General features: G+C 74.3%; 7 protein-coding genes. 3 read left to right on the top strand and 4 right to left on the bottom strand.

Going from position 1 to position 12,533, the window contains the following annotated elements:
* Nucleotides 1-30 precede the first annotated feature (30 nt).
* On the bottom strand, nt 31-1,068 hold the full coding sequence (locus OHS33_RS27020; RefSeq protein WP_330332995.1) for a LacI family DNA-binding transcriptional regulator: 1,038 nt from the start codon (nt 1,066-1,068) through the stop codon (nt 31-33).
* Between the two features lie 53 nt (nt 1,069-1,121).
* Nucleotides 1,122-5,414, bottom strand: coding sequence for an NEW3 domain-containing protein (locus tag OHS33_RS27015; RefSeq protein WP_330332994.1), 4,293 nt, complete (start codon nt 5,412-5,414; stop codon nt 1,122-1,124).
* 270 nt (nt 5,415-5,684) lie between these two features.
* Between OHS33_RS27015 and OHS33_RS27010 the strand changes: the two genes are divergently transcribed.
* Both OHS33_RS27010 and OHS33_RS27005 read left to right on the top strand, forming a co-directional pair.
* Complete coding sequence (locus OHS33_RS27010) at nt 5,685-6,962, top strand: glycoside hydrolase 5 family protein (RefSeq protein ID WP_330332993.1); 1,278 nt, start codon at nt 5,685-5,687, stop codon at nt 6,960-6,962.
* A 49-nt stretch (nt 6,963-7,011) separates the two neighbouring features.
* Complete coding sequence (locus OHS33_RS27005; RefSeq protein ID WP_330332992.1) at nt 7,012-9,135, top strand: endo-beta-N-acetylglucosaminidase; 2,124 nt, start codon at nt 7,012-7,014, stop codon at nt 9,133-9,135.
* A gap of 72 nt (nt 9,136-9,207) precedes the next feature.
* Here OHS33_RS27005 and OHS33_RS27000 read toward each other — a convergent pair whose 3' ends face one another.
* Together OHS33_RS27000 and OHS33_RS26995 are read right to left on the bottom strand one after the other, a co-directional pair.
* On the bottom strand, nt 9,208-10,620 hold the full coding sequence (locus OHS33_RS27000; RefSeq protein WP_330332991.1) for a sensor histidine kinase: 1,413 nt from the start codon (nt 10,618-10,620) through the stop codon (nt 9,208-9,210).
* A gap of 11 nt (nt 10,621-10,631) precedes the next feature.
* Nucleotides 10,632-11,348: a response regulator transcription factor gene (locus OHS33_RS26995; protein WP_330332990.1), complete on the bottom strand. Its 717-nt coding sequence runs from the start codon at nt 11,346-11,348 to the stop codon at nt 10,632-10,634.
* A gap of 323 nt (nt 11,349-11,671) precedes the next feature.
* Between OHS33_RS26995 and OHS33_RS26990 the strand changes: the two genes are divergently transcribed.
* Complete coding sequence (locus tag OHS33_RS26990) at nt 11,672-12,457, top strand: amino acid ABC transporter ATP-binding protein (protein WP_330332989.1); 786 nt, start codon at nt 11,672-11,674, stop codon at nt 12,455-12,457.
* Nucleotides 12,458-12,533: the final 76 nt, after the last annotated feature.

Raw genomic sequence — 12,533 nt, 5'->3', positions numbered from 1 at the left:
TGGTCACGGGAGGCTCCTGGGGTTCGTACGTCAGTATGCCGCCGCGGGCGGGGCCGTACTCTCACGGGGCTCCAGCCTGGGCTGTTCGCCCTGCCGGGCCCGCGGCGGCCCGCCCGCGAGGACGGCGAGGAGTTCCTCGGCGGCGAGCCGGCCGAATCCCGCGGTGTCCCGGACCAGGGCGGTCAGCCGGGGGTGGGTGACCCTGCACAGCGCCGAGTCGTCCCAGGCGACCACCGAGAGCCGTCCGGGCACGGCGATGCCCGCCTCGGCGGCGACGGCCAGCCCGGCGACCGCCATCACGTCGTTGTCGTAGACCAGGGCGGTCGGCGGGAGCGGCCCGCGCAGCACCCGCCGGGTGGCCTCGGCGCCCTGGGCGTCGGAGTAGTCGGTGGTGATCGAGGAGACCTCGGCCGCGGTCAGTCCGCGCCGGTCGGCCTCGGCCCGCAGCGAGGCGATGCGGCGCTCGGTGTGGGCAAGGCCGGGCAGTCCGGCGATGTGGGTGATCCGGCGGTGGCCGAGGGCGTACAGGTGGTCGAGGATCCGGGCCATCGCCCCGGCGTCGTCGGCCCACACCGAGGAGAGCACCGCGGGCCCCGGGCCGCCCGGTGCGCCGACGGTGACGGCGGGCAGGCCGAGGCCGTCGAGGAGCCCGGGGCGCGGGTCGTCGGTCCGCGGGTCGACGACGAGCACCCCGTCCACGCGCCGCTCGGCCCACCAGCGGCGGTAGAGGGCGCATTCGGCGTCGAGGTCGTCGACGACCTGGAAGAGCAGGGCCGTGCGCTGGGCCGCGAGGACCTCCTGGATTCCGGAGACCAGCTGGAGGAAGAACGATTCGACGCCGAGGGTGTGCGCGGGGCGGGGCAGGACCAGGCCGACGGCGCCGGAGCGTTCGCCGGACAGGGCGCGGGCCGCGATGTTGGGCTGCCAGCCCAGTTCCTCGGCGACGCGCCGGATCCGGGCCCGGGTGTCCTGGGAGACGCCGGGGCGGTCGTTGAGCGCGAAGGACACGGCGCTTTCGGACACCCCGGCCTGCCGGGCGATGTCCTTGATGGTGGGTCTGCGGGCCATGGCCTGCCTCATCATCCTTCGGGTACGAGCGGTGCGGGCGGCGCTAGGGAGTGTCAGACACCCCCTGGGTGTGCACCGGCCACACGGATGGCAATGGCCGGACCGTACGCGATCCGGCCCTGGCACACCGCCTTGACCACCGCCCAGTACGTCCCCGGTGTGGTGCCGGGCGGCGGGTGGACCTCGAACTCCAGCTCGGCCGGCGCTCCGTCGGGCACGCGCAGGGGCCGCGCGGCGGGGCCGATCAGCTCGCGGGTGCCGTGCGGGGAGACAACGTACGCCTGCCCGGTCAGCGGGGTGCGGATGCCGGTGCTGCCGATGGTGGCCCGTACGACGGCCCGCGCGCCCGCGGTGACCCGTACCTCGGTGTCGGGCGCGGCCACCCACAGCCCGGCCGGGGTCTCGCCGCCGGGCACGGTCACGGTGAGCACGTCCTCGAAGCGGCCCGCCGGGGTGTGTGCGAGGACCCGGACCAGGTGGTCGCCGGGCGCGGCCGCCGGGCCGGGTGCGACGGCCAGCGTCCGCCGTACGTGCCCGCCGTCGGGCAGCTCCTCCTCGTGGACGGTCCAGGCGGTCCACCAGCCGTCGGGCGCGTGGACCTCCAGCCGGACCGGGCCGCCCGTGCCGTGGGCGGCGAGCGTGACCCGGGCCTCGCCGGGCGGGCCGTCGACGGTGACCGTGTACGGGGCGTCGCCGGTCGGGGCGGTGCCGGTGTTGTGCAGCCAGTAGCGGCTGAACACCGGCTGGTGGGGCTCCTGCTCCCCGGCCCGTTCCGGCAGCGGGGAGCGGGCCGGGAGCAGGACGGTGGTGGTCGCGGCGCCGCGGATCCCACCGGAGAAGGGGCCGAGGGGGCGGCCGAGGAGGTCGGCTTCGAGGGGAGCCGGGCCGGTGGGCTCGCCGGCGGGGCCGGTGGGGTGGGTGGGGCGGGTGATCCGGGTGCGGGCCGGGCGGCCGTGGGTTTCGCGCAGCCGTACGGCCAGGTCTCCGGTCGTGGGGGCCCGCTGGACGGTTTCGACGAGGACCCGGTCGGCGGGTTCCACGGCGAGCAGGGAGCGGGCGGGCGGGTTCGGGCCCGCGCCGGGCCCGGCGGTGACGGCGGTGAGCGGTTTGTTGAAGGCGCGTCCCCTGCGCACCAGATCGGCCGCGCGCCAGTCGCCGTCGGCGGCGACCAGGGCGTGTTCGAAGACATGGGTCCAGTGCTGGAGCTGGAAGGAGCTGCCGTCGGGGGCGGTGCGCCGGGGCGGGTCCATCCACGCGCCGCTGGGGCGGCCGGTGCAGGAGCGCATGAGGGAGCTGTGCAGGCGGCCCTCGGTGTCGACGGCGAAACCGGGGGTGCCGCGGCCGAGCAGGGCCACCGTGCGGTCCTCGAAGACGGCGTGTTCGGCGGCGCCTTCGGCGGGGAGCGGGTGGTGCGCGTCGATCCGGCCGTCCCGGACGAGGGCGCGCGCGAGGGCGGTGGCGCCCGCGGTGACGACCAGGACGGGCAGGTCCCGTACGCCGGTCAGGTCGCAGCCGGGCCGCCACACCTCGCGCAGTGCGGCCCGGGCCGGGATCCACACGACGGGGTGGTTTCGCACTGCCTCCGCGTACATACGGTCGCTGGCGGCCAGGACCCGCGCGGTGAAGGCGTTCTCCGCGGGCCCGCCGAGGGCGATCCGGACGTCGGGGAGGCTGCTGTCGACGGCCAGGTCCCCCCACCGCGGCCCGCCGGGCCGGGTCGGGGCGGCCGTGACCCCGCGGCGCCCGAGGGCGGTGACCAGCTCGCGCAGCCCGGCAGGGGCGCCCGCGTCCGGGAGCACGATCTCGCCCGCGCCGAGCGCCCGCTGCCCGGCCGGGTGCCCGTCGGGGCCGGTCAGCGCGGCGCGGAGGGTGGAGGACAGGGCGAACCAGTTCAGGCAGGGGCTGTCCAGGGTCCAGGGGGCCCGGGTGTGGTCGGCTCCGGTGTCGGCCGCGGGGAAGGCGAAGCCGCGTCCGACGGCCGAGGCGGCGGTCTCGGCCACCGGGAGCGCGCCGGGCACGTCGGCCGGGACGCGCAGCCGCAGCAGCTGGTCGCTGCCGTCGAAGGCGTCGACGCGGGTGGTGAGTTCGACCCGGTCGAGGCCGTCCCAGAGGGTGGTGGTGCGGGTCCAGCGGACGGGTCCGGTGCGGCCGGTGGCCACGATCCGCGAGCCGAGCGGACCGCGTTCGGTGTGGCAGGTGGTGGCGGGCGCGGCGGCCGAGCCGGTGCCGGGTCCCCGGGGCAGCAGGTGCCAGGGGCCTTCCGCGAAGTAGGGGTGGGCGTCGTACTCGTCCTGGACGACGAGCTCGTCGACCTGGCCCTCGGTGAGCAGTTCGCGGCCGGTGCGCCGGTCGAGCAGGCGGGCCAGGCCGCCGCCGCGCCCGGGGTCGGCCTCGGCGCGGAACGCCTCGTTCTCGATGGCGTGTCCGGGGGCGGGCGCCCAGCCGCCGGACCGGGCCGGGCCGTCGGCGCCGAGCCACCAGGTGCGGTGGCCGAGCGGCGGTACGTCGGCGGCGAGGAAGACCATCTCGGCGGCGCCGCCGGTGACGGCTTCCAGGTGGACGGGGGCGGGGCGCCCCTCGGCGTCGTACACGGCGATCCGGCGCGGGTCGGCGTCGGGGCCCAGCGCGGTGAGGTCCACGGTGGTGCGGACGAGGTCGGTCCTGGTCCAGGACAGCGGGTTGTGCACGGTGACGGCGAGCCGGGCGGGCGTCAGGCCGGGGGCGCGGGTGTCCGGGGCACGCGTGTCGGCCGCGGCGGTCAGGGCCCGCAGGGCGTCGGCCCGTACCCCCTCGGCGAGGTCGTGGGCCTCGCGCCAGGTGGGCAGCAGGTCCAGGTAGACCTGATCGGAGAAGGTGCCGGTGACGGCGTCGTGATGCGCGGCGTGGAGGATGTGACGCCAGGCCTTGTCGAGGGTCTGGCGCGGGTAGTCGGCGAGGCCTTCCGCACAGGCCAGGGCGGCGAAGGTCTCGGCTTCCTCGACGAGGTTCTCGGCAGCCCGGTGAGCCTGTTTCACATCGGCGTAGGTGACGTCCTTGCCGGTGTAGACGGGTCCCATCTCCCGGGTGACGGGGAGCGGTTCCTCGCCGCGCGCGGCGAGTTCGGCGCGGACGGCCGCGAAGTGGGCGCCCGGGCCGGAGTGTTCCATGCGCGGCCAGCAGTAACGGCGGTTCCAGGTGTGCTGGACGTCCAGGCCCCAGCGGTGCGGCCAGGAGAAGTCGGTGCCCATCGGGATCAGGACGTTGCGGGTCGCCGCGCCCTGGCGCAGCAGCTCGTAGAGGTCCAGCAGTTGCCCGGCGGCGCTCTCGGCGTCGGGGGCGTGCTGGGAGAACCAGCCGGCCGAGTAGTGCGCGGGCAGGTAGTGCAGGAGCAGCCCCTCGCCGCTGGGCGCGATCCATTCGTACTCGGCGGGCAGTTGCATGGCGGTCGGTGCGCGCAAGGCGGCGCCCCAGGTGTCCATCATCGGCCCCCAGTGGTGGTGGGGGCCGCGTGCGAGGACGGCCGAGTCCAGGCCCGCGCCCGCCATCAGGGCGGGGAAGGACGGGTCGTGGCCGAAGACGTCGAGCTGCCAGGCGGTGCGGGGGTCGGCGCCGAGGGTGCCGCGGTGCAGGGCCAGGCCGTGGACGGCGCTGCGGACGGTGGATTCGGCGGAGGTGAGGTTGGTGCTGGGCTCGTTGTAGGTGCCGCCGACGATCTCCACGCGGCCCGCGGCGATCAGTCCCAGCAGTTCGGCGCGGTCCTCGGAGTGGCTGTCCCACCAGGGCTTGAGGTAGTCGACCTCGGAGAGGACGAAGGTGTACGCCGGGTCCTCGCGCGCCTGTTGGAGGTGGAGCGGGATGAGGGTGAAGGCGGGCACTCCCGTGTACTCCCAGCCGCGCGCGGGGGCGCCGGGCGCGGCCGGGGCGTCCCACAGGGCGGTGTAGGCGGCCTGGGTGTTCCACCACATGGGGTCGTAGTGGAAGTGCGGGACCAGGCGGACGGTCCAGCCGGGTTCGGCGACGGCCAGGACGAAGGGGTGCGCGGCGAGCGGGCGGCCGTCGGCGGCGCTGACCGTGACGGTCGCGGGCAGCCGGTCGCCGGGAGCGGCCCCGGGCGTACGGACGGACACCTCGACGGTGTCGGGCTCAGTCGGCTCGGCGGCGTCGGCCGTGTCGGCAGCATCGGCCGTGTCGGCGCGCAGGATCCGCGGGTGCGGGGTGGCGATGCCGGGGCCGTGCACCCGGACGTACAGCGGCCCGGCCGGCCGGGCCCGGCGGATCCGGATCCGGATCACCTGGAGCGGGTCTTCGGGCGCTCCGGTGAAGAGGGCCGGGGTGGTGACGGACGAGACCGAGATACCGCTGTCCATTTTCCGCACACTTCCTGGTGTGGCGCCATTGGCCAGGACAAACTAAAGCGCATTAGTCGCATCAGCTTCACGCCCAAGGACCCTTCTGTCAACAGGACTGAAGCGCATAAGTACACGATTGCCGAAGGTCAGGGACTTTAAGGTCGCCAACGCGGTACGTCCGCGGATATAGGCCCTGTTGACTTCCCCCCGGACGAGGCGGCAGCGTGGGGCACCCCGGCGAATTCCCGGGCCCGCGACGCCCCCGTTTCCTCCGACTCCAGGACACGCATGCACCACGCTGATGCCCCTGCCATCCGCCCGCGCGGCCTCCGCTTCGGCGCGAACTACACCCCGACGCGCGGGTGGTTCCACCACTGGCTGGACTTCGACCTCGACGAGGTGAAGGCCGACCTCGACTCCCTCGCCGCCCTCGGCCTGGACCACATCCGGGTCTTCCCGCTCTGGCCGCTCTTCCAGCCGAACCGGACCCTGATCCGGCCCCGCGCGGTCGAGCAGCTCGTCGAGCTGGCCGACGCGGCGGGCGAGCGCGGTCTCGACGTCACGGTGGACGGCCTCCAGGGCCATCTGTCGAGCTTCGACTTCCTGCCCGCCTGGACGCGGACCTGGCACCGGCGCAACCTCTTCAGCGACGCCGACGTGGTCGCCGGACAGGAGGAGTACCTGCGCACGCTCGCCGCCGCCCTCGCCGACCGGCCGCACTTCCTCGGCATGACGGTCGGCAACGAGATCAACCAGTTCTCGGACGGCCCGCACCCCGACCCGGACCGGATCACCCGGGAGCAGGCGGACCGCTGGCTGGAGCGGATGCTGGCGGCCTGCGAGCGCGGGGCGCCGGGGAAGTTCCATCTGCACGCCGAGTACGACGCCGCCTGGTACCAGGACGGGCACCCCTTCACCGTGGCGCAGGCGGCCCGGCTCGGCGCGGCCACCGCCGTGCACTCCTGGGTGTTCAACGGCACCGCCCAGCGGCACGGCCGCGCCGGGGCGGCGACCGAGCACCACGCGGCCTACATGATCGAGATGTCCAAGGCCTGGGCGACGGATCCGCACCGCCCGGTCTGGCTCCAGGAGGTGGGCGCCCCGGCCCCGCTGATCCAGCCCGAGCACGCCGCCGCCTTCACCGAGGCCACCGTGGCCAACGCCCTGGACTGCGCGGACGTCTGGGGCGTGACCTGGTGGTGCTCGCACGACGTGAGCCGCGAGCTGGCCGACTTCCCGGAGCTGGAGTACGGCCTCGGCCTGCTCACCAACGACCGCGCGCCCAAGCCCGCGGGCGAGTCCGTCGCCCGGATCGCCAAGGAGTGGCGGGGCCGCGCCCACCACCCGCCGGTACGGTCCACCGCGCTGGTGGCCGATGTCGGCGGAGCCCTGTCCGCGCCCCGGCGCTCGGTGTGCGCGCCCGGCGGCGCGTTCTTCGAGGCCTGGGCCACGCTGGCCGCCCAGGGCGTACGCCCCGCGGTGGTCCTGGCCGACCACGCCGAGGACCGGGCCCACCTGGCCGCGCGCGGGATCACCGAGCTGGTCCACGTCACCGACGTCCACTGACCGCACCGCCCCGCACCGCCCCGCCCCGCCCCCCTCTTGAGGAGATCTGATGTCCGAGACCGACAACGGCGTCGACGCTCGTTCCATACGTCCCACCCGGCGCGGGCTGCTGCTCGCGGGCGCCGGGGCCGGGGCGGGCGCACTGCTGGGCGCGCCCGGGCCGGCGGCGGCCGCCACCGCGGCTCCCCGGGCGCCGCTGGCCACCGGGCAATCCTCGGCCACCGCGCAGGACCGGGCCCCGTACGCCTCGTACTGGTTCCCGGACTCGCTCCCGGCGGGCAGCCCCGGCGCCGGGATCGTGTGGCGCTCGCTCAAGCAGTGGCGGGCCGAGACCGACCCCGATCTCGCCCACAACACCGCGAGCGTGCCGCTGGCCGCGCGGTTCACCCCGGTGGCGGCCAACGCGACCGCCCGGGCCGGGCAGGCCCGGATCTCCTCACTGGTCTCCTTCGGGCCGACGGCCGGGAACCCCTCCCAGGGCGGTGCGAGCGCCGACTACTACGCGCTCACGCACTGGGCGTACCTCGACGAGCTGGTCTTCTGGGGCGGCTCCGCCGGCGAGGGCATCGTGCTCGCCCCCAACGCGCCGGTCGTCGACGCCGCGCACCGCAACGGCGTGCGCGTGCTGGGCAATGTGTTCCTGCCGCCGGTGGCCTACGGCGGTGATCTCCAGTGGACCCGCGACCTCGTGCAGCAGGACTCCCTCGGCCGCTACCCGATCGCGGAGAGACTGGCGGAAGTGGCGGCCGCCTACGGCTTCGACGGCTGGTTCGTCAACGCCGAAACCGACGGCGGGGACAGCGAACTCGCCACCCGGATGCGGGGGTTCCTGCGCGCGCTGCGCGCGGCCGGGGAGCCGAAGGGGCTGCGGATCACCTGGTACGACGCGATGAACAGCACCGGCCGCGTGGGCTGGCGGGGCGCCCTCGACCCGTCCAACCAGGAGTTCTTCGAGGACCGGCAGGGCAAGGTCGCCGACACCATGTTCGTCGACTTCCGCTGGTCCGCGGGCTCGCTGGCCGCCTCGGGCACCCTCGCCGGGCAGCTGGGGCGCGACCGGTACGAGCTGTGGGCGGGCGTGGACGTCGAGTCGGCGGGCTGGAACACGGATCCCGGCTGGGACGCGATCGTGCCGCGCGGCCGCGACCACGTCGTCAGTTACGGCTTCTACCGGCCCGAGTGGACCCGCAACCACCTCACCGACCGCTCCCCCGGCGCCTTCCACGCCGCCGACGACCGGTTCTGGACCGGCGAGTCGCTCGACCCGTCCCGGCCCGCGGCGGGCAGCGCCTGGCGGGCTCCGGCGAGCGTGGTCGCCGACCGGTCCACGGTCACCGCCCTGCCCTTCGCCAGTACCTTCAACACCGGGCACGGGCTGCGCTGGTACGAGAACGGCACGGTCACCTCGCCGGCTCCCTGGAACCACCTCGGGCTCCAGGACCGGCTGCCGGGCCGCCGCTGGGTCGTGGCGTCCGCGGGCCCGCGGCCCGCCGTCACCCTGGACTTCGCCGACGCCTGGCGCGGCGGCTCCAGCCTGCTGGTCGCGGGGGCGCTGACCGCCGCGGCCACCGTCGGGCTGCACGCGACCCGGCTGCCGCTGACCGCCGCGAGCGTGCTGGAGCTGGTGTACCGCACCGAGTCGGGCGCGGTGGACGTGGAGGTCGGCATCGCCGTGCGCGAGCCGTCGAAGCCGGGCGGGGCCGTCCCGTACACCTGGCTGAAAGCGCAGGCCCCGGGCGGTGGACAGGGCTGGCGGACGGCCCGGGTGCCGCTGTCCGCGCTGGCCGGGAAGACGGCGTACGGCCTGGCGGTCCGGCTGACCCGGCGCGGCACGGCGGCGGTGCGCTGGCGGCTCGGGTCCCTGTCGGTGGCCGACGGCGCGGAGCGGCCCGCCGCGCCGGGCGGGGCCCGGGTGGACTCGGCGGTCCGGGAGGGGGCGAAGGTGTCGCTGCGCCTGTCGTGGCAGCGGGCGCCGGGCGCCGTGCGCCACCACGAGCTGTACCGGATGCTGCCGGACGGGACCCGGCGCTTCCTCGGCGGCACCTGCGGTACGGCGCTGTACGTGCCGGGGCTGGAGCGGTCCGGGCAGGAGCCGGAGACCGCCTTCGAGGTGCGGGCGGTCAGCGAGCTGTACGCGGTCTCGGCGCCGGTGAGCACCTCGTACGCCTGGTGACGCCGCGGGTCAGGCGGCGTGCGGTCAGGTGACCCCGCGGGTCAGGAGGGTGCGATCCGGTGACCTCGCAGGTCAGCTGGCGTGCGGGCCGGTGCGCGGCACCGTGACCGTGACGCGCAGCCCGTGCGGCGGGTTCGTCTCGTACGAGAGGGTCCCGCCGCCCGCGGCCAGCAGGGCCCGGGAGATCGACAGGCCCAGCCCGGAGCCCTTGACGTTCTGGTGGCGGTTGCTGCGCCAGAACCGGTCGCCGACGCGGGCCAGCTCCTCCTCGGTCAGGCCGGGCCCCCGGTCGGCGACGGTCACCAGGACCGAGCGCGCCTCGGCGGTCACCGACACCCGCACCTCCTCACCCTCGGGAGTGAACTTGAGGGCGTTGTCGATGACGGCGTCGAGGGCGCTGGACAGTGCGATGGGGTCGGCCCAGCCGGTGACGGCGGTGCGGCCGTCCTCGGTGAGCCGGACCCCCTTCTCCTCGGCGAGCGGGCGCCAGGCGGCGACGCGCTCGCCGGTCAGCTCCCCGATGTCGGTGAGGCTGATCTCGGCGGAGGCGTGCTCGGCCAGCGCCAGGTCCAGCAGGTCGTCGAGGACCTGGGTCAGGCGCTTGCCCTCGGTGCGCACCGAGGCGATCTCCGCATTGCCCTCGGGGAGTTCGAGGGCGAGCAGCTCGATGCGCAGGAGCAGCGCGGCGAGCGGGTTGCGCAGTTGGTGGGAGGCGTCCGCGACGAACGCCCGCTGCTGCTCCAGTACCTCTTCGACGTTGTCGGCCATCTCGTTGAACGAACGGGCCAGGCGGCGGAGTTCCGGTGGTCCCCCACCGGCCGCGACGCGGGAGTTCATCCGCCCGGTGGCGATCCCGTGGGCGGCCGCGTCCAGGGTCCGTACGGGCTTGAGCACCCAGCTCGTGAGCCGCAGCGCCGCCCCGAAGGCGACCAGCATCGCGGCGGCCAGTCCCCCGATGATGAACAGCCAGCCGCGCAGGGTGCTCGCGCGCATCCGGTCGGTGGGCGATTCGGTGACGACGACGGCGACGACGTCACCGTCGAGGACCACCGGGGAGGCCACGAGCAGTTTGCCTCCGCGCTGCCAGGGCCAGACCTGGGCGGGGTCGTGGCTGCGCCGGCCCGCGAGGGCCTCTTCGAAGGCGCGCCGGCCCTCGCCGGTCTCGGGGAGCTGCCACCAGCCGGGGGCGCGGGCCATGGCGTTGTCGTCGCGGTAGAAGATGCCGACGCGGATGCCGTAGAGCTCCTGGTAGCGGGCGAGTTCGAGCTGGAGGGTCTCGCGGCGGTCGCCGGCCCCGTTGTCGCCGGAGCCTTCGGAGTCGACGACGAACTGGGCGAGGGCGGCGAAGCGGGCGCTGTCGTCGATCCGGTCGACGACCACCCGCTGCTGCTGCGCGGCGGCGAGGCTCACCGCGAGCGGGAAGCCGAGGGCGAGCAGGGTGCCCGCCATCAGGACGACGAGCAGGGGAAGCAGCCGGGTGCGCACGGCCGGGACCGCTAGGGGGCGGCCGGGGCGACGAGCCGGTAGCCCACCCCGCGGACGGTTTCGATGAGCGCGGGCATCGCGAGCTTGGAGCGCAGCGAGGCGACGTGCACTTCGAGGGTGCGTCCGGTGCCTTCCCAGCTGGTGCGCCAGACCTCGCTGATGATCTGTTCGCGCCGGAAGACCACTCCGGGGCGCTGGGCGAGGAGCGCGAGCAGGTCGAATTCCTTGCGGGTGAGCGGTACGTCGACGCCGTCCACGCAGACCCGCCGGGTGGGCAGTTCGATGCTGACGCGGCCGAAGCGGACGATGGCGGGGGCGCCGCCGGGGGTGGCCGCGCCGTCGTCGGAGACCCCGGTGCGGCGGGCCACGGCGTGGATCCGGGCGAGCAGCTCACCGGTGTCGTAGGGCTTGGTGACGTAGTCGTCGGCGCCCATGTTGAGGCCGTGGATGCGCGAGCGGACGTCGGCCCGCGCGGTCACCATGATCACGGGGGTGGTGGTGCGCTTGCGGATCTTGCCGCAGACCTCGTAGCCGTCCTGGTCGGGCAGGCCGAGGTCGAGCAGGATCACCCCGTAGGGCGAGACGCTGGGCGGGGCGCCCGCGGGCAGCAGCGCCTGGAGGGCCTCCTCGCCGTTGCGGGCGTGGGTCACCTTGAAGCCGTGGCGGGCGAGGATCGCGGACAGGGCCGCGGCGACGTGGTCGTCGTCCTCGACGAGCAGCAGTCTCATGCGTCCCCCTTTCCTCATCTCGCCATATGGGCAGCTCGCCATGCGGGCGGCCGACCATGTCGGAAGCTCGCCATGTCGGAAGCTCACCATGTCGGACAACATGGCCACCCTGCATCCACGCGGATGCGGGGGGCCCACGTCAAGGGGGTTCCGGCCCCGTGTTCCGACCGTTATGCACCCGATGCGGCCACGCCGGGACCATACACGGAGCGTGGCGGGGCGAGGCCGTATCGTTATCCTCAATTCTCGCTCAGATGTGATGACGGTGTGCTCATTGCCTCATTACTGTCCTCCCCAACCGAGGTGGACGGAGCAAGAGGCCGATGAGCGGAGTATCAGTGACCGAGGGCACGCAGGACGCGGCGCCCGCCGCGGACAGCCTGGTCGTACTGAGCAACGTCAACAAGCACTTCGGCGCGCTGCACGTGCTTCAGGACATCGATCTGAGCATTGCCCGCGGCGAAGTCGTCGTGGTGATCGGCCCCTCGGGGTCGGGCAAGTCCACGCTGTGCCGGACGATCAACCGGCTGGAGACCATCGATTCGGGCACCATCACGCTCGACGGCCGCCCGCTGCCCGCCGAGGGCAAGGAGCTGGCCCGGCTGCGCGCCGACGTCGGCATGGTGTTCCAGTCGTTCAATCTCTTCGCGCACAAGACGGTGCTGGAGAACGTGATGCTCGGCCAGCTGAAGGTCCGCAAGACGGACCGGGCGGCGGCCGAGGAGAAGGCGCGTGCCCTGCTGGACCGGGTGGGGGTCGGCACGCAGGCCGACAAGTACCCGGCGCAGCTGTCCGGCGGCCAGCAGCAGCGCGTGGCGATCGCCCGTGCGCTGGCGATGGGCCCGAAGGTGATGCTCTTCGACGAGCCGACGTCGGCGCTCGACCCGGAGATGATCAACGAGGTGCTGGAGGTCATGCAGCAGCTCGCCAGTGAGGGCATGACCATGGTCGTCGTCACGCACGAGATGGGCTTCGCCCGTTCTGCGGCCAACCGGGTGGTCTTCATGGCGGACGGAAAGATCGTCGAAGAGGCCACGCCCGACCAGTTCTTCAGCAATCCGCGCAGCGACCGCGCCAAGGACTTCCTGTCGAAGATCCTGCACCACTGACGACTTCGTCTGGTAGTGATCCGGTCGACGGGGGTACATCGTCGCCCGTCGTACAACAACGTCTCATCCGAGGGAA

Origin of the sequence: Streptomyces sp. NBC_00536 (assembly GCF_036346295.1) — a bacterium.
In the GTDB taxonomy this organism is placed as follows: Bacteria; Actinomycetota; Actinomycetes; order Streptomycetales; family Streptomycetaceae; genus Streptomyces.
The sequence above is the reverse complement of the archived record's forward strand: the minus strand, read 5'-3'. Positions and strand labels throughout refer to the sequence as shown.